Annotated in this window: 28 protein-coding genes; 20 read left to right on the top strand and 8 right to left on the bottom strand. The window is 35.6% G+C overall.

The genetic code is table 11. The annotated features are described in order from the left end of the window. Positions 1–248 precede the first annotated feature (248 nt). The 8 genes from gatC to dinB all read left to right on the top strand — a co-directional run bounded on the left by gatC (position 249) and on the right by dinB (position 9,527). Positions 249–551: an Asp-tRNA(Asn)/Glu-tRNA(Gln) amidotransferase subunit GatC gene (gatC, locus tag LN051_RS03825; protein WP_229293271.1), complete on the top strand. Its 303-nt coding sequence runs from the start codon at positions 249–251 to the stop codon at positions 549–551. A gap of 2 nt (positions 552–553) precedes the next feature. Then, the gene (gene gatA, locus LN051_RS03830; protein WP_229293272.1) at positions 554–2,014 is read left to right on the top strand and encodes an Asp-tRNA(Asn)/Glu-tRNA(Gln) amidotransferase subunit GatA; all 1,461 of its coding nucleotides are present in this window, start codon (positions 554–556) and stop codon (positions 2,012–2,014) included. 13 nt (positions 2,015–2,027) lie between these two features. Then, a complete protein-coding gene (gatB, locus tag LN051_RS03835; protein WP_229293273.1) occupies positions 2,028–3,455 on the top strand; it encodes an Asp-tRNA(Asn)/Glu-tRNA(Gln) amidotransferase subunit GatB in 1,428 nt (475 codons plus the stop codon). 347 nt (positions 3,456–3,802) lie between these two features. Continuing rightward, positions 3,803–4,735: a diacylglycerol kinase gene (locus LN051_RS03840; RefSeq protein WP_229293274.1), complete on the top strand. Its 933-nt coding sequence runs from the start codon at positions 3,803–3,805 to the stop codon at positions 4,733–4,735. 91 nt (positions 4,736–4,826) lie between these two features. Then, positions 4,827–6,191: a 23S rRNA (uracil(1939)-C(5))-methyltransferase RlmD gene (gene rlmD / locus LN051_RS03845; RefSeq protein WP_229293275.1), complete on the top strand. Its 1,365-nt coding sequence runs from the start codon at positions 4,827–4,829 to the stop codon at positions 6,189–6,191. Positions 6,192–6,206: 15 nt separating this feature from the next. Further along, complete coding sequence (locus LN051_RS03850) at positions 6,207–7,523, top strand: carboxylesterase family protein (protein WP_229293276.1); 1,317 nt, start codon at positions 6,207–6,209, stop codon at positions 7,521–7,523. Between the two features lie 93 nt (positions 7,524–7,616). Next, positions 7,617–8,183, top strand: coding sequence for a DUF3267 domain-containing protein (locus LN051_RS03855; RefSeq protein WP_229293277.1), 567 nt, complete (start codon positions 7,617–7,619; stop codon positions 8,181–8,183). A gap of 273 nt (positions 8,184–8,456) precedes the next feature. Continuing rightward, complete coding sequence (gene dinB / locus LN051_RS03860) at positions 8,457–9,527, top strand: DNA polymerase IV (protein WP_229293278.1); 1,071 nt, start codon at positions 8,457–8,459, stop codon at positions 9,525–9,527. Here the strand turns inward: dinB and LN051_RS03865 are convergent. Together LN051_RS03865 and LN051_RS03870 are read right to left on the bottom strand one after the other, a co-directional pair. Next, complete coding sequence (locus LN051_RS03865; RefSeq protein WP_229293279.1) at positions 9,522–10,082, bottom strand: 3'-5' exonuclease; 561 nt, start codon at positions 10,080–10,082, stop codon at positions 9,522–9,524. The genes dinB and LN051_RS03865 overlap by 6 nt on opposite strands. Positions 10,083–10,240: 158 nt before the next feature. Further along, positions 10,241–10,744 (bottom strand): ferritin, encoded by a 504-nt coding sequence (locus LN051_RS03870; RefSeq protein WP_229293280.1) that lies wholly within the window; start codon positions 10,742–10,744, stop codon positions 10,241–10,243. Between the two features lie 150 nt (positions 10,745–10,894). Here LN051_RS03870 and murT point away from each other — a divergent pair, with 150 nt between their 5' ends. Together murT and gatD are read left to right on the top strand one after the other, a co-directional pair. Further along, on the top strand, positions 10,895–12,205 hold the full coding sequence (murT, locus tag LN051_RS03875; protein ID WP_229293281.1) for a lipid II isoglutaminyl synthase subunit MurT: 1,311 nt from the start codon (positions 10,895–10,897) through the stop codon (positions 12,203–12,205). Further along, entirely contained in the window at positions 12,206–12,943 is a 738-nt protein-coding gene (gene gatD, locus LN051_RS03880) for a lipid II isoglutaminyl synthase subunit GatD (RefSeq protein ID WP_229293282.1), read from the top strand. It begins immediately after the preceding gene. A 42-nt stretch (positions 12,944–12,985) separates the two neighbouring features. Here gatD and LN051_RS03885 read toward each other — a convergent pair whose 3' ends face one another. Next, positions 12,986–13,981, bottom strand: a complete 996-nt coding sequence (locus LN051_RS03885; protein WP_229293283.1) for an FUSC family protein — start codon at positions 13,979–13,981, stop codon at positions 12,986–12,988. A 249-nt stretch (positions 13,982–14,230) separates the two neighbouring features. Here LN051_RS03885 and map point away from each other — a divergent pair, with 249 nt between their 5' ends. The 5 genes from map (at position 14,231) to vraR (ending at position 17,847) form a co-directional block, all read left to right on the top strand. Continuing rightward, entirely contained in the window at positions 14,231–14,989 is a 759-nt protein-coding gene (map, locus tag LN051_RS03890) for a type I methionyl aminopeptidase (RefSeq protein ID WP_229293284.1), read from the top strand. Positions 14,990–15,084: 95 nt separating this feature from the next. Then, complete coding sequence (locus tag LN051_RS03895; RefSeq protein ID WP_229293285.1) at positions 15,085–15,474, top strand: hypothetical protein; 390 nt, start codon at positions 15,085–15,087, stop codon at positions 15,472–15,474. A gap of 12 nt (positions 15,475–15,486) precedes the next feature. Beyond that, positions 15,487–16,188, top strand: a complete 702-nt coding sequence (vraT, locus tag LN051_RS03900) for a cell wall-active antibiotics response protein VraT (protein ID WP_229293286.1) — start codon at positions 15,487–15,489, stop codon at positions 16,186–16,188. After that, positions 16,185–17,228 carry a sensor histidine kinase gene (locus LN051_RS03905; RefSeq protein ID WP_229293287.1) on the top strand — a complete coding sequence of 348 codons (1,044 nt, stop codon included), beginning with the start codon at positions 16,185–16,187 and terminating at the stop codon, positions 17,226–17,228. Before vraT ends, LN051_RS03905 begins: the two co-directional genes overlap by 4 nt. Next, complete coding sequence (vraR, locus tag LN051_RS03910; protein ID WP_229293288.1) at positions 17,218–17,847, top strand: response regulator transcription factor VraR; 630 nt, start codon at positions 17,218–17,220, stop codon at positions 17,845–17,847. The genes LN051_RS03905 and vraR overlap by 11 nt, the downstream gene beginning before the upstream one ends. Positions 17,848–17,970: 123 nt before the next feature. Here the strand turns inward: vraR and LN051_RS03915 are convergent, their stop codons facing one another. The 4 genes from LN051_RS03915 to LN051_RS03930 all read right to left on the bottom strand — a co-directional run bounded on the left by LN051_RS03915 (position 17,971) and on the right by LN051_RS03930 (position 20,729). After that, entirely contained in the window at positions 17,971–18,537 is a 567-nt protein-coding gene (locus LN051_RS03915; protein ID WP_229293289.1) for a beta-class carbonic anhydrase, read from the bottom strand. Positions 18,538–18,579: 42 nt separating this feature from the next. Further along, the gene (locus LN051_RS03920; RefSeq protein ID WP_229293290.1) at positions 18,580–19,845 is read right to left on the bottom strand and encodes a YihY/virulence factor BrkB family protein; all 1,266 of its coding nucleotides are present in this window, start codon (positions 19,843–19,845) and stop codon (positions 18,580–18,582) included. A 144-nt stretch (positions 19,846–19,989) separates the two neighbouring features. Then, complete coding sequence (locus LN051_RS03925) at positions 19,990–20,265, bottom strand: YtxH domain-containing protein (RefSeq protein WP_229293291.1); 276 nt, start codon at positions 20,263–20,265, stop codon at positions 19,990–19,992. 5 nt (positions 20,266–20,270) lie between these two features. Further along, entirely contained in the window at positions 20,271–20,729 is a 459-nt protein-coding gene (locus LN051_RS03930) for a low molecular weight protein-tyrosine-phosphatase (protein WP_229293292.1), read from the bottom strand. 141 nt (positions 20,730–20,870) lie between these two features. Between LN051_RS03930 and LN051_RS03935 the strand changes: the two genes are divergently transcribed. The 3 genes from LN051_RS03935 to LN051_RS03945 are packed head-to-tail and all read left to right on the top strand — an operon-like array spanning position 20,871 to position 22,875. Continuing rightward, positions 20,871–21,080: a DUF1128 domain-containing protein gene (locus LN051_RS03935; protein ID WP_229293293.1), complete on the top strand. Its 210-nt coding sequence runs from the start codon at positions 20,871–20,873 to the stop codon at positions 21,078–21,080. A 24-nt stretch (positions 21,081–21,104) separates the two neighbouring features. Further along, positions 21,105–22,340: an aminopeptidase gene (locus LN051_RS03940; protein WP_229293294.1), complete on the top strand. Its 1,236-nt coding sequence runs from the start codon at positions 21,105–21,107 to the stop codon at positions 22,338–22,340. Positions 22,341–22,353: 13 nt separating this feature from the next. Then, the gene (locus LN051_RS03945; RefSeq protein WP_229293295.1) at positions 22,354–22,875 is read left to right on the top strand and encodes an acyl-CoA thioesterase; all 522 of its coding nucleotides are present in this window, start codon (positions 22,354–22,356) and stop codon (positions 22,873–22,875) included. A 102-nt stretch (positions 22,876–22,977) separates the two neighbouring features. Here the strand turns inward: LN051_RS03945 and yfkAB are convergent, their stop codons facing one another. Further along, positions 22,978–24,111: a radical SAM/CxCxxxxC motif protein YfkAB gene (gene yfkAB / locus LN051_RS03950; protein ID WP_229293296.1), complete on the bottom strand. Its 1,134-nt coding sequence runs from the start codon at positions 24,109–24,111 to the stop codon at positions 22,978–22,980. A 110-nt stretch (positions 24,112–24,221) separates the two neighbouring features. Between yfkAB and LN051_RS03955 the strand changes: the two genes are divergently transcribed. Both LN051_RS03955 and LN051_RS03960 read left to right on the top strand, forming a co-directional pair. Beyond that, entirely contained in the window at positions 24,222–24,383 is a 162-nt protein-coding gene (locus LN051_RS03955) for an SE1561 family protein (RefSeq protein ID WP_229293297.1), read from the top strand. Positions 24,384–24,452: 69 nt separating this feature from the next. After that, a complete protein-coding gene (locus LN051_RS03960) occupies positions 24,453–24,971 on the top strand; it encodes a type 1 glutamine amidotransferase domain-containing protein (RefSeq protein ID WP_229293298.1) in 519 nt (172 codons plus the stop codon). The last annotated feature ends 101 nt before the right edge of the window (positions 24,972–25,072 follow it).

Raw genomic sequence — 25,072 nt, forward strand, 5'->3', positions numbered from 1 at the left:
AAGTGACAGTAGTTGGAGGGGAGAAGTAGCGTAAATTCGCCTTGCACGTTTCTGTTGAATAAAAGATGTTATAACCATCTTAAAACGATGGCTAGGCGTACTTATACACTAAAAGGAACGAGGGTAAAGTGATATTTTCTTTTTTGCGTCTATTTGCGTGTATTGACATAGAAAATACTTAGATTTTTACTATGAAGTTTGGTACAATTTTAAGATAAAAGAGAATTTTTAAGGAGGATAATACAGTCATGACTGAAATAACACATGAACAAGTAACGCATATTGCTAACCTTGCGCGTTTAAATGTGACAGATGAAGAATCTAAAGAAATTCAAGAAACGTTAGCAGGTGTGTTGGATTTTTGTCATCAAATTGATTCAGTAGATACAGAAAATGTAAGACCAACGAATCACGTTTTAGATTTGCAAAATGTTTTGCGAGACGATGTGGCGCATAAAGGATTACCACAAGAAAAAGCATTAGCAAATGCCAAAGAGGTAGAGGCAGGACAGTTTAAAGTCCCTGCAGTGATGAATGGGGAGGACGCGTAATTATGAGCATCCGTTACGAATCAATTGAAAATTTACAAACAATGATTAAAGAAAATAAAATTAAGCCTTCAGAAATTGTAAAAGATATTTATGATGCGATTGAAGAGACTGATCCACAAATCAAATCATTTTTAGGTTTAGATAAAGAAAATGCGCTAAAAAAAGCCGAGGAACTCGATGCGAAGCAAGCAGCTGGAGAAATTGAAGGTAAGCTTTTCGGGATTCCTATGGGCATTAAAGACAATATCATTACGGAAGGTCTAGAAACAACTTGTGCAAGTAAGATGTTAGAAGGATTTGTACCAATTTACGAATCTACAGTAATGAAAAAGTTGCACTCAGAAAATGGTGTTTTAATTGGGAAAGTGAATTTAGATGAATTTGCAATGGGCGGTTCAACTGAAACGTCTTACTTCAAACAAACGGTTAACCCATTTGATCATAAAGCAGTGCCTGGAGGTTCTTCGGGTGGCTCAGCTGCGGCTGTTGCTGCTGGTTTAGTGCCATTCACATTAGGTACGGATACAGGTGGTTCTATTAGACAACCTGCTGCTTATTGTGGTGTAGTTGGATTGAAACCAACTTACGGTCGTGTATCTCGTTTTGGTCTTGTTGCTTTCGCTTCATCTTTAGACCAAATTGGACCATTAACACGAAACGTTAAAGATAACGCTCTTGTTTTAGAAGCGATTACAGGTGAAGATGAGCTTGATTCTACAAGTGCACCGGATGTTTCTACTGATTTTACGTCTGACATCGGCAAAGATGTAAAAGGTATGAAAATAGCATTACCAAAAGAATACATTGGTGATGGCGTAGATGAAGAAGTTAAAGCATCCGTGCTTAAAGCTGTAGAAACATTTAAATCTTTAGGTGCTATCGTTGAAGAAGTATCGCTACCACGTACGGCTTATGGTATTCCTTCATATTATGTTATTGCATCTGCAGAAGCATCTTCTAACTTGGCGCGTTTTGATGGTATTCGCTATGGTTACCATTCTAAAGAAGCGACGAACTTGGAAGAACTTTACAAATTGTCTCGTAGTGAAGGCTTTGGTGAGGAAGTTAAACGACGTATCTTTTTAGGAACTTATGTATTAAGTTCGGGCTATTATGATGCATATTACAAAAAAGCACAAAAAGTAAGAACATTAATTAAAAACGATTTTGAAAATGTATTTGAAAATTATGATGTCGTAATTGGGCCAACAACACCGACTGTTGCTTTTGATTTAGGCAGTGAGATTGATGATCCATTGACAATGTATGCGAACGACCTGTTAACGACACCTGTGAATTTAGCCGGATTACCAGGTATTTCAATTCCATGTGGATTAGCAGAAAACGGACGCCCAATAGGATTACAATTAATTGGTAAACCATTTGATGAAAAAACATTGTACCGTGTGGCATACCAATTTGAAACGCAATTCAATTTACATGATCATTATCAAAAATTATAAGGAGTGGCAGTAAATGCATTTTGAAACCGTAATCGGACTTGAAGTCCACGTAGAATTGAAAACAGATTCAAAAATGTTTTCTAATGCGCCTGTTGCATATGGTGCTGAGCCGAATACTAATACATCTGTTATAGACTTAGGTTATCCTGGTGTGTTGCCAACAGTAAACCGTCGTGCGGTAGATTGGTCAATGCGTGCAGCAATGGCATTGAATATGGAAATTGCAACAGAATCTAAATTTGACCGTAAAAACTATTTTTATCCAGATAATCCGAAAGCATATCAAATTTCACAATTAGATCAGCCGATTGGTGAAAAAGGATACATCGACATCGAAGTAAATGGAGAAACAAAGCGTATCGGTATTACACGTCTTCATATGGAAGAAGACGCAGGTAAATCAACACATAAAGATGGTTATTCTCTTGTAGACTTAAACCGTCAAGGAACACCATTAGTGGAAATTGTATCTGAACCAGATATGCGTTCTCCAGAAGAAGCTTATGCCTATTTAGAAAAATTACGTGCGATTATCCAATATACAGGCGTTTCTGACGGTAAAATGGAAGAAGGTTCTTTACGTTGTGATGCAAACATTTCATTACGTCCTTATGGCCAAAAAGAATTTGGTACTAAAGCAGAATTAAAGAACTTAAACTCATTTAATAACGTTAGAAAAGGTTTAGAGTACGAAGTAAAACGTCAAGAAGAAGAATTATTGAATGGCGGGCAAATTTTACAAGAGACGCGTCGTTTTGATGAGTCTACAGGTAAAACGATTTTAATGCGTGTCAAAGAAGCTTCTGATGATTACCGTTATTTCCCAGAGCCAGACATCGTACCTTTATATATCGATGAAGCGTGGAAAGAACGTGTACGTGAAACGATTCCTGAATTACCAGACGCACGTAAAGAAAAATATGTTAAATCATATGGACTTCCTGAATATGATGCACATGTGTTAACGTTAACTAAAGAAATGTCGGACTTCTTTGAAAGTGCTGTGGCAGAAGGTGCAGACATTAAAATGACATCTAACTGGTTAATGGGTGGCGTAAATGAATATCTCAATAAAAATCAAATTGAACTTCAAGATACAGGTTTAACACCTCAAAATTTAGCTGGCATGATTAAACTCATTGAAGATGGCACAATGAGTAGTAAAATCGCGAAAAAAGTCTTCCCAGAACTAGCCCAAAATGGTGGCGATGCGAAACAAATTATGAAAGATAAAGGACTAGTTCAAATTTCTGATGAGGGCGCAGTATTAGAATTTGTACAACAAGCAATCGAACAAAATCCACAATCTGTTGAAGACTATAAAAATGGTAAAGGCAAGGCGATGGGCTTCTTAGTAGGTCAAATTATGAAATTATCTAAAGGCCAAGCTAATCCGCAACTTGCGAATAAATTATTAAAAGAAGAATTAGATAAAGCGTAAAACTTAACGTACCACATAGAATAGATAATATTTTATTTATTACGAGTGTTAAGTTTTATATGGAACGAAGGGATGGGCATAACGCTCATCCCTTAATTAGTTTTACCTATGATGGCACGCGCTATCATTGCTCACGTTAAAACACCCTTACAAAGGCGAATCAATGATATGAAACATACATCCAAAGTGCATTTGATTTAATGATTTAAAATCTATTAGAAGTAAAGTTCAAGCATGATATTTATTGTCTACGCGCGCTTCCTCAAAATTATTGGTGTAAATGACTTTTAATAGAAGGCAAGTTACTATAATATAAATGTTGAGTACAGAAAAATTGAGGGATCTAAATGAGAAAACGTGCGAGAATTATTTATAATCCGACGTCTGGGAAAGAATTATTCAAAAAAGCTTTACCGGATGTTTTAATTAAATTAGAACAAGCTGGTTACGAAACAAGTGCTTATGCAACCCAAAAAGTTGGAGATGCTACGGAAGAAGCTGCTCGTGCCATTGACCGTGATTACGATTTGCTCATTGTGGCTGGTGGAGACGGCACTTTAAATGAAGTCGTCAATGGAATTGCAGAAAAGCCTAATCGACCTAAGCTAGGATTGATACCGATGGGAACGGTAAATGATTTTGGTCGTGCTTTACACTTGCCTAATGATATTTTTGAAGCTGTCGATGTCATTATACAGGGGAAGTCAGTTCAAGTTGATATTGGAAAAATGAACAGCCGCTATTTTATCAATTTAGCTGGTGGAGGCAAACCTACCGAAGTGTCCTACGAAGCACCTAGTAAGCTTAAATCCATTATTGGTTCTTTTGCATATTATGTTAAAGGTTTTGAAATGCTACCTCAAATGCATGCGGTCGATGTGCGTATCGAATACGATGAAAATGTATTCGAAGGCGAGATTATGTTGTTTTTATTAGGGTTAACCAATTCAATGGCAGGCTTTGAAAAGCTTGTGCCAGATGCTAAACTAGATGACGGTAATTTTACTTTGTTAATTGTGGAAAAATGTAATCTTGCTGAGATGGGTCACATTATGACACTGGCTTCTCGTGGTGAACATATTAATCACCCTAAAGTGCATTATTACAAAGCCCAATCTGTAAATATCTCATCTTACAGCAATATGTCTCTTAATGTAGATGGGGAGTACGGCGGACAATTACCAGCAAATTTCTTGAATTTAGTGCGTCATATTGAAATATTCTCTCAAACGAAAAAAGATAATGATTTATTAATTGATAAACCAAAGCAATCTGAATAACAGGGAGTAGATCAGCAAAAGAACGTCATCATTGCTGGTCTCCTCCCTTCAATTATGACAAATTTCAAAGTTAGGAAACGGGGAAAATAAAATGTCAGTAGTGTACAAAAATCAAATGTTAGATGGAGAAGTCATTGATTTCACCCATGAAGGGCATGGGGTAGTTAAAATTGATGCCTATCCCATTTTTATCCCTCAAACTTTAATTGGTGAACAAATACAGTATAAAGTCATCAAAGTGAAGAAAAATTTTGCAATTGGCAAATTGATTGAAATACAAAAAGAAAGTGCAGATCGTGAACTTCCGCCTTGTGTGTATTATGAAAAATGTGGCGGATGTCAACTGCAGCATTTAAGCTATGAAGCACAACTAGAAATGAAACGTAATCAAGTGATGAATTTGTTTCATAGAAAAGGGAAAATGTCGCATGTTCCTGTTCACCCAACTGTAGGTATGGTACAGCCATGGTTTTACAGAAATAAATCTCAAATTCCAGTTGGAGGCAAACGGGGAGCAATAGAAATGGGCTATTATCGTCAACGTAGTCACGCCATTATTAATATGGATAAATGCATGATCCAATACCAAGCTCAAAATGACATTATGACGACCATTCGAGATTTGTTAAATCAGTATGACATCCCACCGTATCACGAATTAAAACATACAGGATTAGTGAGACATGTTGTTATAAGAAAAGGGTACTATTCCGATGAAATTATGATTATTTTTGTGCTTAACGGTGACACACTCCCTTATCAAGAAGAAATTTCACATGCATTGACTGGAGCTTTCCCTCAAATTAAAAGTATTAAAATTAATAGTAATAAAGAAAAATCCAATGTGATTATGGGAGAGCGAAGTCAAACGATATTTGGAGAAGCGACGATAGAAGATACTTTAGGCGACTTGAAATTTAAAATTAATGACAAATCCTTTTATCAAATCAATGTTTTGCAAACACAAAAACTATACGATATTGCGGTTAAGTACGCAGGTTTGACAGGACAAGAAACAGTAATAGATGCATACTGTGGCATAGGTACCATTGCTTTATCAATGGCTAATAAAGCTCGACATGTATATGGTGTTGAAGTAGTTCCAGAAGCGATACAAGATGCGAAACGAAATGCAGAATTAAATGAATTTCATAATACGACTTTTGTATCTGGACCGGCTGAAACAGTCATTTTAGACTGGCAAAAACAAGGTATTCGGCCAGATGTTGTGACAGTAGATCCACCAAGAAAAGGCTGTGATGTTACTTTTATTGAAACATTAAATCAATTAGAGCCCGAAAAAATCGTCTATATTTCATGTAACCCAAGCACGCAATTGCGAGATATTCAGTTATTATTAGATAAATATGACTTAAAAGAAGTGACACCTGTTGATATGTTTCCTCATACGACGCATGTAGAGACGGTAGCACTTATGACACGTAAAAAACATTAAAAAAGGGGTGAATGCATGATAGGTAAAGAAATCCAAATCCCGACACGTATAGGCAAAATCATTGGAATTGAGCATGGTGCAATTCAACAATTTTTAGGTATTCGTTACGCCTATGCAACACGTTTTGGGAACCCTGAACCTTATCAATATAAGACAGAAACGATTCAAGCTACCACGCATGCACCGATCGCTCTGCAATCTCACTCACCTTTTGAATCTTTTTACATTGGCACGGATTATGAAGCCCTGGAACAAACAGAATTCCCTCAATATCTATCTATAACAAGGCCTAGCCAGGAGATGCGAACACCGCTTCCTGTCATGATTTGGATACATGGCGGTTCATTTGTTAATGGGAGTGGTGAAAATCCAGAATATGATCCTTCACCTTTAGTAGAACAAGAGAATGTCATTGTTGTTAACCTTAGTTACCGATTAGGCGTTCTAGGATTTTTAAGAAATCAACAAGGCGAATTGGCTAATTTAGGGATTTTAGACCAAATTGAAGGGTTGAAATGGGTGAAGCGTAATATTAAAGATTTTGGGGGAAATCCAGAAAACATTACCATTTTTGGGCAATCATCGGGTGGAGAATCGGTGCGCGCCTTAATGGTAGCAGATGGGACGGAATTTTTGTTTCAAAGAGCCATCATTCAAAGTGCGCCTATAGGACTGATGAAAGGGCGTCACCAGATGACGCTTAAAATGTTAGAAGCACTTAAATCTCTTGACCGTCATGCAGATCTAAGTGACTTTAAAAAGATGCAAACTTTTTTAGCTTCTAACAATGAAGGTAAGGGATTTACAAAATTGATGCCGTTTGGCCCTCATTACGGCGTCTATCCTTTACCGAAAGAAGCAGATTTACCATCCGTTATAGCGCAACGTGCACCACATATTGATTTATTAATTGGTCATACGTCAAGAGAAGTAAATGTTTTTATTTATATGAATACTTTTCAACGTCAAGTAAGCGCGTTACCGGTGCTTAAATGGGGTGTAAGCGGAATAATTAAATTATTAACAAGAAGCATTTATGCCAAACCTGCTTATACTTTTTATCGAGAATATATGAATCAATCAGGACACGCGTATTATTATCAATTTAATTGGTTAAAAAAAGAACATTTCTTCTCCGCGGGACATAGTTCCGAACTTGCATTGTTATTTAACACAGAACCTTATATGAAATCACCTTTATTTACCTTATTATCAGAAGAAACTATCGAAACTGCAGGTCGAACGATGAAAAAGATTTGGGGAAGTTTTGCAAGAAGTGGACATATCGAGCAGCAACAATATGGGGAGATTATAGAAATATTAAGTAAGTGACCTTCTAAGACTAAATGATGATAGGAATGTGCTACAATAACGCAAATGAATCATGTATACTGTAAATAAGCTTATCCGTAAGAGGGTGATAACTTGTATACGTTAGATTTATTTGCAAATCCTAAAGTGTTGAAACGTTTATTATTGTCCCAATTTATCGTTGCACTTGTGTTTATTGTTTTAAGCTATAAATGGTCTATGGCCATTACAGGATTAGATGAAAAAAATATTATCGCCAATTTGATTGTTGGTGCGATAGGGTTATGTGTGTTGATTGCTTTTCATGAACTGTTGCGTTATGTATTATTTAGAAGATTATACAAAGAAACACGCCCTAAATATAAAGTGATTTCTGGCATGATTATGAGTTATTTACCAAATGTAAAAATGAACCGTATCTCGTTTATGATCGTCATGTTGTTGCCGATGATTGTCATCAATATGTTATTACTTATTTTATTCATTAACGTGCCAAATACATATGTCATTTTTGTATTTTCATTTCATATGGGGTATTCATGTTTGGCAATTTATCTTGTCATTTTAGCGTTGAGTAATAAACAAATTCAGACGGTAGAATTGGCAGAGTTTGGTTTAATATTATATGTTAATGAAGCGAAGCCAAATACGCAAGTTGATACTAAGGAAAGCAATGTTTAAAAAGTTAAGTTGTATCAATCATTGAAATGCTTAGCATGTTGTCCATAATAGTATGTGTGCAACAGGGGATTAGGATATCCAAAATGTCCTAGTCCCCTTATTTATATCATATACTTCAAAGCTTATGAGCCTAACTAACGACCATACTTTGTATTGACATCATTTATTTCATTTTTAATGTATAGATGTATAAAAGTAGCGATAAATTTTTATGATTGTTAACATCAAGGTGAATACACGAGGAGAGGATGCATTTTTAAGGAGGTGGCATTGATGACAGAACGGAGAATTATTCATATTGACATGGATTTCTTCTTTGCGCAAGTTGAGGTACGTGACCAACCTCATCTTAAAGGGAAGCCAGTTATTGTAGGAGGGAAAGCAAGTGGACGTGGCGTTGTCTCAACTGCCTCCTATGAAGCAAGAGCCTACGGTGTACATTCCGCAATGCCCATGGCACGTGCCCATCAACTATGTCCAAATGGTTATTATGTAACGCCGCGTTTTGAAGTATACAGAACAGTGTCTAAAGAGATTATGGATATATTTAAAAGCTATACTGATAGCGTTGAACCGTTATCTTTAGATGAAGCGTATTTAGATATTACAGAATTGGTTCGACCTGATTTACCAGCTTCTCAAATTGCCCAATTCATCCGGCGAGACATTTTCGAAAAAACGAAACTCACTGCGAGTGCTGGCGTTTCGTACAATAAATTTTTAGCTAAATTAGCGAGTGGTATGAATAAACCTAATGGGCTAACAGTAATTGATTATAACAATGTACATGAGACTTTGATGCAATTAGACATTGGAGATTTTCCTGGAGTAGGCAAGGTCTCCAAAGAAAAGATGCATGAACACGGTATTTTTACAGGCGAAGATTTATATCATAAAAGTGAGCGTGATTTAATTTTTCTTTTTGGTAAGAGAGGTCATCATTTGTATGAACGTGCAAGAGGCATCGATCACCGCGAAGTAAAATCTGAACGTATACGTAAAAGCGTGGGTGCAGAACGCACATTTTCTTTAGATACGAATGACGACGAGCAAATTTTAGGCAAGGTAGAAGAGCTTAGCAAAATGATTGAGCGGCGATTAGGACAATTGAATCAATCAGGACGGACTGTCACAGTAAAAATTAAAACGAAAGATTTCAAAAATATGTCTAAGCAAAAAAGCCTAATAGCTCCTATTAAAGAATCGGAGGAGATTTATCAAATCGCTTATGACTTATATTATGAAGTCAAAGAAGCGGATGTGCCAATTCGTCTTATAGGTGTTACGGTAGGAGGATTAGAAGATGCATTTTATCGTAATATGACGATTTACGATTATTTATAGAACATCTTTATCTTGTAAATTCTTGCCATAAACACGCAATACGCTTTCTAAACTTGGATAATGTTGGAGTAAGCGATATGTAATCATCGCACATGCTTTGGCATCATTTAAAGCGTCATGATGTCCGTGAAAATCCAAATTATAATATTGCATCATATGTTTAAGGCCATTTCGTTGCGTCGCCACTGTTTTTTTGGAAAGTTGATAAGAACAAAAATAAGTTAAGTCCGGTGTCTCGAATTGATGGGCTTTTATACTTGCATGTAAAACAGACATGTCAAACGCAGCATTATGTGCTACGACAGGTAATGATTCGATGAATTGGAGCATATAAGGGTAAACATAACTGAAATCTGGGGCATTTTGCACATCCTCAGAATGAATACCATGAATGGCTATGTTTTTAGTGGCAAAAAAGTCTTTCGGATTGACCAATGTATAAAAGGTTTCAGTAAGTTCATGATTGACAACTTTAACCATACCAACAGAGCAGATACTCGTTCGTTTATAATTGGCAGTTTCAAAATCTAAAGCGACATAACTAGGATGTGCCATTGAAACACCTCTTCCTTATTCTTAAAATAGAGACAAATCTTATCATAAAAACTAAAAAAGTGCCAACGAATGAACGTTTTGCACTTAAATGTTGAACAGAAATTCGACTTTTAAGTTCACTACAACATCGTGGCACTTTTATTTATAGCAAATCGTTTTTATTCACTTTCTGTAAAAGAACGGTTTGCGAGTTCTTTTTCATACAAGTACAACGTATTACAATCATCACCGATACGTTTTAAGTAGTCGATGTGTGTTTCAAACATTGATTCTTCTTCAACTTGTTCATCTAAGAACCAATTTAAAAATGATATTGTCGCGTAATCTTTTTTCTCATTGGCAATTTCAGATAAGTTATAAAAACGCTTTGTTACTTCTTGTTCTTGTTTTAAGCCATCTTCAAATGTTTCTAAAATGGATTTGAAATCAACTTTTGGTGCATTGAGTGAAGAAAATACCGCTTTTTCTCCACGGTCGTTAATATAATCATAAATCTTTTTACCGTGAAAACGTTCTTCTTTTGCTTGTTGAATAAAAAAGTTTGCAAAGCCTTCATAAGCGTTATGATCACAATATGCAGCCATCGCCATATAGGCATGTGCAGCAAAAAATTCATGGTTCATCTGGTCATTTAATTTCTCTAATAATTGTTTATCTATCATAATATCCCTCCAAAAATGCATCCTTCATTCCCATTTTACCCAATGGAATAGAATGTATGCAAAGAATAAAATCTCATTTTGTGCTTTTGATTTTGTATTAGTGTTGAGCATGGTATAATATGCTAAGCGAAAATTGAAGGAGAATTGTTTATGAGACAATGGACTGCGATTCAGATGGCCAAGTTAGCGCGAAAAGCAAGTCGTGCTGCTGGTAAAAAAGGGACTGACTTACCAGGTCAAGTAGCCCGTAAAATTGATCAAAATATATTGCGTAAATTAGCCGAAAAAGTAGATGAAGTTGTGTTTATTAGTGGAACAAATGGGAAGACGACAACATCTAACCTTATCGGCCATACGTTAAAAGTCAATCAAATTCCGATTATTCATAATAATGAAGGTGCAAATATGGCTGCAGGAATTACGTCAGCTTTTATTGTGCAATCCAAACCTGAGACTAAAATAGCTATTATTGAAATAGATGAAGGGTCAATTCCACGTGTTTTAAGAGAAATGACACCTACTAAAATGGTGTTCACCAACTTTTTCCGCGATCAGATGGACCGTTTCGGTGAAATAGATATCATGGTTAACAATATTATTTCAGCAATTGAAAACAAAGGTATTGCGCTCATTTTAAATACGGACGATCCTTTTGTAAGCCGTTTAAAAAAAGCAAGCCAACATGTGACCTATTACGGTATGGCGAAACAGGCATATGATTTTGAACAGTCTACGATGAACGAAAGTCGTTACTGTCCGAACTGCGGCAAAATGTTGAATTATGAATATGTTCATTACAATCAGTTAGGGCATTATTCTTGTGTTTGCGGCTTTGAGCGTAAACAGCCTAAATATGAAATCGAGCGTTTTGAGATTAATCCATTTCTTAAACTTCATATTAATGACACTGTATTTGATATGAAAATAGCAGGTGATTTTAATGCATATAACGCTTTAGCAGCGTATGCAGTTTTAAAAGAACTAGGGTTAAACGACGAGCGCATTCGTAAAGGATTTGAAACGTATACATCAGATAATGGTCGTATGCAGTATTTTGAACAAGGACAGAAAAAAGCATTAATTAATTTAGCTAAAAATCCAGCTGGAATGAATGCATCGATTTCTATGGGCGAAAAATTACCTGAACGCAAAGTTTATTTAATGAGTTTAAACGATTTTGCAGCTGATGGTCGTGATACATCGTGGATATACGACGCGGATTTTGAAAAATTGTCTTCTCAAGATATCGAAGCCATTATTGTTACGGGATCACGTGCAGAAGAATTACAGTTAAGATTGAAGTTGGCTGAAATTAATGCGCCTATTATTTTGGAAAAAGACATCTATAAAGCTGCAGCGCGTTCTATGGAGTTTGAAGGATTTACAGTTGCGATTCCGAATTATACCTCTTTAACGCCTATGCTAGATCAGTTAGTGCGCTCGTTTAAGGAGGAGAAATAAATGTATGAGTTAACGGTTTTTCATTTTATGCCAGATAAATTAAATTTGTATAGCGATATCGGTAATATTATGGCTTTAAAATATCGTGCCAAACAACGCAATATTAAACTGAAAGTTGTCGATATCAATGAAACAGAAGGCATTGATTTATCAGAAGCCGATATTTTCTTTATTGGTGGAGGAAGTGACCGAGAACAAGCTTTAGCCACTAAAGAATTAGCTAAAATTAAAACACAACTTAAAACTGCGATTGAAGACGGTTTACCTGGTTTGACGGTATGTGGAGGATATCAATTTTTAGGTGAAAAATATATTACTCCAGATGGTCAAACATTAGAAGGTTTAAACATTTTAAACTTTTATACAGAATCACAACCAGAACGTTTAACTGGGGATGTCGTTATTGAAAGTGAGACATTTGGTACGATTGTTGGTTTTGAGAATCATGGTGGGCGTACGTATCACCAATTCGATACGTTAGGTCACGTTACTTATGGATATGGAAATAATGCAACAGATCAAAAAGAAGGTATTCATTACAAAAACTTACTAGGAACGTACTTACACGGTCCTGTATTACCTAAAAATCATGAGATGACAGATTATCTATTAGAAGCAGCAGCTAAACGTAAAGGCATTCCTTTTGAACCGAAACAAATTGATAATACAGCTGAAGAACAAGCCAAACAAGTGCTCATTGATCGTGCACGTAAAAATAATCAAAAAAGTAAAAAATAAGGAGTGTGAGACAGAAATCATTATGATTTCGTCTCGCGCTCCTTATTTTTTGAAACGTAAAAGTAAAATACGATAAATAAGCAAAATTTCATAGATCGTATGACTTTTAACTTGGTTAATATCAAATTCATTTAGCCCTTTAACAGAGTTTTTAAGTGTCGTCGCGGCTTTACGCTCAGGTTCAAATGTGCCTTTTTCTTTAATTTGAGCAATTCTATTTGTGATCGCAATAATCGCTCTTTTCTCAGCGTCATTAAATAAAATGAGACCATCTTCTGGAAGGTAAATAATATTAGATAGATGTGTAATTAACAATCTATTTTCGTGCGCACGGTTTGTGAGTTTTCGTATTCTTAACCATTCATCTGAACGGTTTTTAGATTTATGGTATTTTAATTCATCTCTTTGAAATCCTAATAATTCTTCAATACGTGCATTATTAATATGTAACTTTTCAACAGCTTGATCGCTTTTGTCTGAGTGAAATTGACCGATGAGGAGTTCTTTAATTCTTTGTTTGAATAACGCATAGATTTGTATTTCAGTTTCATCAATTAATGTATCGATTTGAGTGTAGTATTTTGGAGGCAATACAATAAAGTTCACTAAACCGGCAGTGACCAATCCAATAATCGCTGTAAGTAAGCGAGAAAGAAAATTAAAAATGTAATCTTCATGAATATCAGGAATCATGGCGAGTGCCGTCAAAGTTGCTACTGTAATACCGACGTGCAAATTAAACTTAATACATAATAAAATCGTTAATGTTGCAGTAATCCCATAGGCAAAAGCAGAGTTATCACCAAAAATATAGGTACATACGACCGCAATGAAAGCGCCCATAACTGTGGCAGGTAAACGTTTGTAACCTTTTGTGATAGAGGCTTTAACTGTTGGCTCAATCGTAACGACTGCAGATAGTATGGCAAAGATTGGGTTGAGGTTGAGCCATAAACAAAACAAAGCAGTTAAAAATGCAGCGAGGCCTGTCTTAATTGTTCTAGCGCCAATAACGTTTTTGATGCGTGTTCCGTTCATCTTTTTTGCTCCTGTAATAATATTAAACCAAGTATAACAAATTTTAAGTCTGTGAAGAACCTTAGAGATCAGAAATATGAGAAATGGCAACAGACTTTCATATCTCTCGTGTATCGCTTTCACAATTATGTCTTTTCACAGAAGTTATAGTATAGTTTCTTAAATTAATAAAGTTATCAGAATGGCATTTCTGAAAAATAATGATATAGTAAAGAAGAATAAGAAATTTAAAAAGGAACGGGATTATTAATGATTGTTAAAACAGAAGAAGAACTTCAAGGACTTAAAGAAATCGGCGCGATTTGTGCTGAAATTAGAAATACAATGGTTAAAGCAACAGTACCAGGTGTCACTACTAAAGAATTAGATAACATAGCTAAAGAAATGTTCGCGGAGAAAGGAGCCATTTCGGCGCCTATTCATGATGAAAACTTTCCTGGTCAAACTTGTATCAGTGTGAATGAGGAAGTGGCGCATGGTATTCCAAGTAAACGTGTTATAAAAGAAGGAGACTTAGTTAATATTGACGTCTCTGCTTTAAAAAATGGCTTTTATGCAGATACAGGCATTTCCTTTGTAGTTGGTGAAACGGATGAGCCAATGAAACAAAAGGTATGCGACGTAGCGCAAGAGGCTTTTGATGCAGCAATGACTAAAATCAAACCAGGTGGAAAATTAAGCCAAATTGGAAAAGCAGTACATGCTACGGCACGAAAAAATGATTTGAAAGTTATTAAAAATTTAACTGGACATGGTGTGGGGCAATCGCTTCACGAGGCGCCATCTCACATTATGAATTACTATGAACCTCAAGATAAAACATTACTCAAGGAAGGAATGGTGTTAGCAGTAGAACCATTCATCTCTTCGAATGCTTCTTTTGTAACAGAGGGCAAAAACGAATGGGCGTTTGAGACGAAAGATAAAAGTTATGTCGCTCAAGTAGAACATACGATCGTCGTTACAAAAGATGGTCCATTATTAACGACATTAATCGAAACAGAATAATATTCGGACTTTAGTCTTAACAAAAGATGGTTCCATGGCCTATTACAAAGGGAATGGAGCCATTTTATAATAGAATCGTTATATGAGGTGATTCTATGATGAGACAATTTAAAGAATATATTGAACGATTTTTTAAACAATTATATGACCATGAATTGAGTGACTGTTTAGCTTCACTTTACAATAAAATTCGTGAAATAGATTATACGATATTTTACACACAACGAAAGAAAACACACCTGCAGTTGTTAATTGACAGACAGACCGTTGCATTAGAAAATAAATATATCGACTTATTAGATGAGCAACATATGCAATGTCCCGAAAAAATTCATGATGAAAACATTGCTAAAATGAAACATGATTTAAATGAAATTGAATACGAGTATGCTCATTTAGAACAATACTTAAATCACCTTAGCGACGAAAGAAAGCAAAAACAACAAGCGTGTGATTTGTTATTATCGTTAAAATTAGCATACTAGAAAGGTGGAAATATGACACAAAAATATATTTCGACTGAGCTCTTAATTATTTTTACGGCATTAATGATTATAGCCAATTTTTACTATATCTTCTTCGAAAAAATTGGTTTTCTTTTTGTGCTGCTATTAGGAAGTATTCTTATGTATGTAGGGTACATTTACTTCCATAAAGTGAGAGGGCTCTTATGTTTTTGGATAGGGGTTTTAATGGTTTTATTTACTTTATTATCTAATAAATACACCCTTGTAATATTGTTTATATTTATGATTATCGTTGCGATTCGTTATATTGTTTATAAACGTAAACCGTTGCAAATTATGGCATCGAATGATGCCGCATTTTCCACATCTTTTATTAAACAGAAATGGTTTGGAGAACAGAAAACGCCTGTTTTTGTTTACAAATGGGAAGATTTGCAAGTGCAACACGGCATTGGTGACGTTTATATTGATATGACCAAAGCGGCTAACTTAAAATCGCAAAATAATATTGTAATTAGGCATATTGTAGGAAAAGTACAGGTTATTGTGCCTTTAAATTATAATGTAAACCTTAACGTGGCTGCTTTTTATGGAAGCATCGGTTTTGAAGATCAACGTTTGAAACTTGAAAATAATAATATAAAATTAGAATCTACGCAAAAATCAGATCGCTATACCGTGAATATTTTTGTTTCAACCTTCATAGGTGATGTAGAGGTGATCTATCGATGAATCAATATGTACGCTCGATAGGCTCTATGCTTATTTTGGTATACAGTTTATTCACTGCTTTTTTCTTTATCGATAATATTTTTACGAATATTATTTTCTTTCAAGGTATGTTTTATACACAAATTTTCGGAGTACCTGTGTTTTTGTTTTTGAACCTTATTGCGATTTTTTTATGTATCATCGTTGGAAGTGTACTTGCTTATAAAAATAATCAACAAAATGATTGGTTAAAAGCTCAAATTGAGCGTGCGATTGAAGGAGAAACGGTCGGTGTGAACGATCATCAAATAGAGCTTTATCAAGAGACGCTAGAATTGTACGAATCATTAGTACCGTTAAACCAAGAATTACATAAAATGCGCATTAAAACACAGAATTTAACGAATGAATCCTACAATATTAACGATTCCAAAGTTCAAAAAATTATTGAAGATGAACGTCATCGATTGGCGCGAGAGTTACACGACAGTGTGTCGCAGCAATTATTTGCGGCGAGTATGATGCTGTCTGCGATTAAAGAAACGCCACTGGAGCCACCCCTAAGCCAACAAATTCCAACTTTAGAAAAAATGGTTCAAGATTCTCAACTGGAAATGCGAGCGTTATTGCTCCATTTACGACCAATAGGATTAAAAGACAAATCCTTGGGCGAAGGTATTCAATCATTGGTATCTGATTTACAACGTAAAATCCCATTGAATGTCGTTCAAGACATTGGAGAATTTGATGTCCCAAAAGGTATGGAAGATCATCTTTTTCGGATTACGCAAGAGGCGATATCTAATACGTTGCGGCATTCTAAAGGCACAGAAGTGACTGTAGAATTGCTACAACGTGAGGATTATATTTTACTCCGTATTCAAGATGATGGTATTGGGTTTAATGTTGATGATAAGATGGAACAAAGTTATGGATTAAAAAATATGCGCGAACGTGCGATGGAAATTGGGGCAACATTTCATATTGTATCATTACCTGATTCAGGGACAAGGATTGAAGTAAAAGCACCACTAGATAAGGAGGGACATAATGACGATTAAAGTACTATTTGTAGATGACCATGAGATGGTAAGAATCGGCATTTCGAGTTATTTATCTACACAAACAGATATTGAAGTTGTTGGAGAAGGCGCTTCTGGTAAAGAAGCGATTGAAAAAGCACACGAACTGCAACCGGATTTAATATTAATGGATTTAGTGATGACAGATATGGACGGTGTAGAAGCTACAATGCAAATTAAAAAAGATTTGCCGCGTATAAAAGTTGTCATGCTCACAAGTTATATTGAAGATAAAGAGGTTTATCGCGCACTTGATGCTGGTGTAGACAGTTATATATTAAAAACAACAAGCGCAAGTGATATTGCAGAAGCGATCCGTAAAACTGCTAAAGGTGAATCGGTATTTGAAGCAGAAGTACTCGTTAAAATGAGAAATCGTATGCGACAACGGGCAGAGCTTTATGAGCTTTTAACAGAAAGAGAAATGGAAATTCTTTTACTCATTTCTAAAGGCTACTCAAACCAAGAAATTGCCAGTGCGTCACATATTACGATTAAAACTGTTAAAACACACGTGAGTAATATATTAAGTAAGTTAGAAGTACAAGACCGTACGCAAGCAGTAATTTATGCGTTTCAACATGGTCTTATTGAATAAGATATTTTATTTTAAGCAGGGAGCGTTAAGCGCATCCTGCTTTTTAAGTATAAAGGGCTAGAACGTTGTAACGTTCTAGCCTAGATTTAACTATTCATAAACTGGATAGTTTTTTATTGTTGATCATATATGTTTATAACCGTCTTGAACAAGTTCTAACTCACCAGTGTGAGGGTCAATCACAAGCCCATGTACAGGAACTGTGCGGTCAAATAGGGGATGATCGTATATCATTTGAATATTTTGACGGACATTCTCATAAACGTCATCAAATCCTTTTAAAAAGTTAGGGACATTGATACCAGAATGACCTAATATATCGAAGACTTGAGGATTAACGCCACGTGATTTCATCGTCTCAATCACGTCGTCTACGTTAAGATTACCCATGCCACAGTCTTTATGTCCCATAATGATAATTTCTTCTGCGCCTAGTGCATAAATACCTACAATTAAACTACGCATTGTAGAACCATAAGGATGAGAAATTGTCGCTCCTGCATTTTTAACGACTTTTAAATCCCCATTATTAAATCCTAAAGCTTTAGTGGACAAGTCTTGTAAACGTGTATCCATACAAGTAAGCAAAACAGCTTTTTTAGAAGGTTTTTTACTTGTTTTATAAGCTTCATATTCTTTATTTTCCACAAACGATTTATTAAACTCTAGAATATTTTCTAGTAAAGTCATGATACAGTTCCTCCATGAGTGTGTCTGAAAAGTTTCAAGTTATTAATTATCTTTTGTTTTGATATGATTTGAGTGTCCGTCATTTGTACGTTCAACTGCATCAGGTGCCTCATATTGTGTATGCTTTTGAGATTTAGATCGGTTTTCATTTTCTTGGGAAGGGTGTGTTTCATCTCCCATATTGTTATAAGCTTCCGCTAAATCTTCTTCGCCACGTTCATCCATCTCATCATACGTGATTTCTTCAGGTGTTTTACCTTTAGCCACTTTACGGTGGTGGAAAATAGCGTTGACTTCAGCACCTATAATAAGAATAAAGCCTGTGATGTATAACCACAACATGAGCACGATGACACCACCGATACTGCCATAAGTTTTAGAGTAATTTCCAAAGTTAGATACATAATATCCGAATGCAAGCGTACCTAAAATCCATGCGACTGTCGCAAAAAGTGCGCCAGGTAACACTGATTTTAATTTGATTTTGACGTTAGGTGCCATCGTATAAAGTAATGTGAAGACGATGAAAATTGCAAGAACCGGTAAAACTGTGCGCAATAAACCAAATACCCATCTTACTGCTTCATCAAGGCCTAACGGTCCAAATAAAATGTTGCCGATTTGTTGACCAAATGTAAAGAGGACTAAAGTAATTGGCATTGTGATACCAATTAATAAAGTAAAGAATACAGCCATTGCTTTAGAGACTAAAAAGTTACGGCTATCTTCAACATCGTAGGCCACGTTAAATGAATTCATTAATGCCGTCATTCCATTTGAAGCCGTCCACAAGGCAAGAATCAAACCAAATGATAAAATACCGCCATTTGCATTACTCATGACATCCGTCAAAATGTTCGTAATAATGGATGAGGCCTGATCCGGTGCGTTGGATTCTATTTGACTAATAATAGATTGTTGATCAATCTTGAATAAAGGAATTAACGATAAGATAAAAATAAGCATTGGGAATAGCGATAACATGAAATAATACGCAAGTTGTGCGGCTAATCCTGAAGCATCATCTTTACCTATACGATAAATCAAATAAGAAAAAAAGTTAGGTCGATCAGTATATTTTGCGGGTTTATTAATACGAGAAACAAAGAAAGTTTGGTTATCCTTTTTGGCCTCTTTAGATTGGAAAGGCTGAGGTTTCACAAAATTATGGTCTTCATGAACATCTCCTTTCGCATCCCCTTGGCGATTAGGGTTTGGACTGTTTTCTTTTTCATGTGATGCTTTTTTTTGGAATTTGTCTTTAGCTTCTTCAACAAAACCGGATGATTTATGATGTTTATTTGCCATAGTGTAACTCCTCTAATAGTTAGTATAAAAAAAGCAACCTCTATAGGGAAGAAAACCAGAAATCAGTAGTTGAAATAGATTTCATCGTTCACTCCCGTCGAAATTGCCTTTGCCGTTCAATTTCTAAAAGCTTATTGATACGTATTATCTATTGTTTTTACGTTGTTGGAAAGTTTCTTTCGCGTCACGTAATGAACGTTCTAATTCTGGATTATTACGACGAATTTCTTCGATTGTATTTTTCCAATATTTAAACTCATCAGTAAGTTGTGCTACTTTTGAACCTTCTCCAGTAGCTTCACCAGATTTGATGTTTTGAACTTGATTTTTCACTGATGAACGTGTGTTTTTATCGATAAGTGCAATAGCACCTCCGACTGCTGCGCCAATTAAAATACCTGGAATTAATTTGTTTTGCATAACTGTTACTCCTTCCTAAGATCCTCTAAAATATAATCAATAAGGTTATCGCAAGACGATTGTATCATGTCATAGACACCTTCAAAATTATTTGTGTAATATGGGTCTGGTACATCTGTATCTTCCATATCACTAAAATCAAGTAGCTTAAATAACTTACCTTTAAGTTGTGGATTGATTTGTCTTATATTATCCACATTACTTTGATCCATTGCAATAATATAATCAAAATCGTCATTTTCCGTAAACAATTCACTAATCATATTATCAAATGGAATATGGTGTTCATTTAAGATTTTTTGTGTCCCTTTATGAGGGGGTTCGCCAAGATTCCATCGGCCTGTTCCTCTTGAAAAGACGTCGATGCCGTCAATTTGACGTTCTTTTAAACGTTGGCGCATAATGGCTTCTGCCATCGGTGAACGACAAATATTACCGAGACATACAAATGCAACTGTTGTCATGTTGTTCCCTCCATGTCTTCATGTCTTAGTTTATATGCCCATTTTATCCCTTTTTTAAACAACTCTAAAGTGCATTTGACAAAAATTTTTCAAAAAAATGACCGATTTTGCTAGAATATAAGAAATGAAAGGATGAATAGTATGTCAAAAAATATTGAAACAATGATTACAGATATAAGAGAGCAATTAAACTTAGTCAATCGAGGTTTGATTGATCCAGCAAATTTTAGTGAAGCACATTACGATGAAATTAAAGAGATTCATGAATTTGTAATGTCTAAAAATGATTTCACCCCTAGCGAAATGAATGGTATTACTGAAGTTTTAGGTGAACTTCGTCAATCAAAATAAACATCTTAGGGGAGGAGAATTAGAATGACTTTAAATGAGAAATTGCAACAATATGCAAAATTATTAGTAACTGTCGGTTTGAATGTACAAAAAGGTCAACCTGTGTATCTTCGTTCTACAGTTGAGGCGGTTGACTTTACACGTCTCATTGTTGAAGAAGCGTATAAGTTAGGTGCGTCAGATGTCCGCGTAAAATATACGGATCCTGAGTTAACACGCTTGAGTTATGAATATGAAGATGTTCAATTTTTTAATCGCGCAATTCAAGCATATGATATAGATGAACGTATGGACTACGTGGAGCGCGGGGCATGTTCATTAGCATTGATTACTGAAGATCCAGAATTGTTAAGTGGTATAGCGTCAGAAAAGCTCAAAGCAGCCCAAATACAACGCAGTAAGGCTTTCAAACCTTATATGATTGCATCACAAAAAAATGAATTTCCATGGCTTGTCGCATGTTACCCATCAAAGGCTTGGGCACAACGTGTGTATCCAAATTTAGATGCAGAAGCGGCATTTAATCGCTTTTTAGAAGATATTCTTGAAATTGTACGTGTAGATGGAAATGATCCAATCGAAAATTGGAAACAACATACAGCGTTATTAAAAGAAAAAGCAGATATGTTGAACGAAAAAGCATACACGACATTACACTATTTGTCAGAAGGTACCGATTTGTATATTGGTTTACCTCAAGGGCATATTTGGGAAGATGCGACAAGTTACACACCACGCGGACAAGCGTTTGTTGCGAATATCCCTACTGAAGAAGTCTTTACTGCACCGCATGCACAACGTGTTAATGGCTATGTAACAAATAAATTGCCTTTGAGCTATAATGGGACGATTATTGATGGGTTTAAACTAACATTTAAAGATGGCGAAGTTGTAGATTATAGTGCAGAAAAAGGCGAAGATGTATTGAAATCTTTATTAGAAACGGATGAAGGCGCAAGACGATTAGGAGAAGTTGCCCTCGTCCCACACGATTCACCTATCTCAAATAGAAAAACCATTTTTTATAATACTTTATTTGATGAAAATGCATCGTGTCACATTGCCTTAGGCTCTGCATATGCGTTTAATTTAAAAGGAGGTACTGAAATGTCAGAAGAAGCATTGAAAGCACATGGACTCAATGATTCGCTGACACACGTTGATTTTATGATTGGCAGTGCGGATTTAGACATATTTGGTATCACTGAAAATGGGGATGAAGAGCTGATATTCCAAAATGGCAATTGGGTTGAATCATAGAGGGGGAGAAAATATGACGATAAAAAGAAAAGCAATGAAAGAAGCTAAATCGTACAAATCACGACAAGTGTTCCCTCAAGATACCAACCATTTAGGGACATTATTTGGTGGGACGATGATGGCAAATATTGATGAAGTCGCTGCGATTTGCGCATGTAAACATGCGAATACGCAAGTAGTCACAGCGTCCACAGACTCGGTAGATTTTATTCGGCCAATCAAAACGGGTGACATTGTTAATTATGTGGCAATGGTAACGTATTCAGGTACGTCGTCAATGGAAGTTTGTGTTCAAATTTTAATTGAGGATGTATACAACAATGAGGAACATTTAGCGGCATTGAGCTTTTTAACCTTTGTTGCATTAGATGAGAAAGGCAAACCTACGCAAGTGCCAGAAGTTTATCCGGAATCTGCGACTGAAAAATGGTTCCATGAAAATGCACAAGTGCGTGTGAAACGACGTAAAGAGCGTCGTCATGAAAGTAAAAAAACACTCGCCTTTTTAGAAGAAATAAAAAACAAACACCAATAAGTAAAAGATAACAAAGAGACGCTAAGAAAAATGATTAATGATGCATTGCATGTCATACATGTGTAATGCTTTGTTTATCATGATTCTTAGCGTTTTAATTTTTTAATGGTTTTGATGCATTTTTTGTTCATTTATTTTGAAGTCGAGGTTAGAATAATACATATTTTTAACAAGTACATTAGGTCCTAAACATTTAAACTTAGGACAATGACAATTTAATGATTGAGCAAGAAGTGTACTCAGCCATTTTTGAAAAACATCATTGAGGTTGTCTCTTTGAATATTTGAAATGGTTCCTGTCTCATCACCAAAGTCAGTGACAATAACATTTCCGGTAAAAACATTCACATTTAAACGACTGCGCCCATCTGGATCATTGCGTAGTGATACATTCGGTGCATTTAATAAGCTCTTTCTAAGACGTTGATCATCTTCATTTTCAATGCAAGGAAAAATAGGCAATGTACCAAATAACATCCATACGTTTGGATCGCGAATATCAAGTAAATGATGTAGCGTAGCTTTAATTTCAGCTAGTGACAAAACTTCAAGTTGACTCGCGAAATCTGAAGGGTACATGGGGTGTATTTCATGACGTTGACATTTCATATCATGAACAACTTCGTGATGAATGCGTTCTAAGTGAGGTTGTGTACTTTTGTTTAACATTGTTTCAGCGGAAACAAACATCCCTTGTTCACTTAACGTGCGTGCATTAGAAATCATTTGATGATATAAATTTTCTCGCGCTTTCAATGGCGGTTTTTTTGTCATAGCGCCAAAGCCCACTTCAGTAAATGTATCGATAGTACCCCAGTTATGAGAAATATGCATTACATCGATATATTCAGCAATTTCTAAATAGCGGTCTAATGGCAATGTTAAATTCGAATTCATTTGTACATAAATACCGCGATGAAACGCATACTCTAGTAGTGGTTTAACGACTTCACGAATGGATTTTTTAGAAAACATAGGTTCTCCGCCTGTAATGGAAATGGTTTTTAAATGCGGGATTTCATCCAATCGTTGCGTGATAAGTGACATAGGCAAAGGGGTAGGATCTGTTGTTTGGAGGGTATAACCTACAGCGCAGTGGCTACAACGCATATTACATAGGTTGGTTGTCGTAAATTCAATGTTGCTCAATGTCAGCTCCCCAAATTGATCAACATCTCGGTGGGCTTCCCATGGATCGTTGAGTATTGAGATGGGTTCTTTTTTTGTGTATAGCATTTTAAGACTCCTCTAAAACTAAAGTTTGATTTGATATTAAACATTGAGGAATATCAAAATCATGTTATGATAGCATTGATAAATGCAATTATAAAGGAGAATGAATAACTATGGAAGAGCCTCATACAATGAATCAAGTAAAAGTTCGATTAACACAATTTTTAGAGGACATCGACCAAGTCAATCCAGACGAAGTGGATATTAAAGATGTAGATGAATGGATTTCACTTTTAGATCAATTGGAAAAGAAAGTAAACCAACTGCGTAAATAAAACGTTGTTTAAATATCGCTTTTTCCGGTTATTAATTGAATAGAAACTGAATTAGGAAAGGTGATAATTGTGGCGAAAAAAATAGCAGTGTTATTAGCTGATGAATTTGAAGATATTGAATTAACAAGTCCTAAGGAAGCGATTGAAGCAGCAGGACACGAAGTGGTAATTATCGGCGATTCTGCAAATGCTGAAGTTGTTGGTAAACATGGTGAGAAAGCTACAGTAGATGTAGCGATTGCTGATGCTAAGCCAGAAGATTATGATGGCTTACTTTTACCGGGTGGCTTTTCTCCAGACCATTTACGTGGTGACAAAGAAGGTCGTTACGGCACATTTGCAAAATACTTTTTAAAAGAAGATTTACCAACATTTGCAATCTGCCACGGCCCACAAATTTTAATCGATACAGACGAGCTCAATGGACGTACTTTAACTGCAGTTTTAAATGTTCGTAAAGATTTAAGTAATGCAGGAGCAACAGTAAAAGACGAGTCTGTAGTAGTGGATAAAAATATTGTAACGAGCCGTATTCCTGACGACTTAGATGATTTCAATAGAGAAATCACAAATTTATTAAATCAGTAATCTGTTAAGATAAGGCAAGAAAAGCGTTTGTATTGATTGTGATAATTTTTAAAAATAAAGGAAGCGGGATAGAAATCGATGAAGTTTCTATCCCGCTTCTT

The sequence above is a fragment of the Staphylococcus ratti genome (genome assembly GCF_020883535.1).
GTDB classification, from domain to species: domain Bacteria; phylum Bacillota; class Bacilli; order Staphylococcales; family Staphylococcaceae; genus Staphylococcus; species Staphylococcus ratti.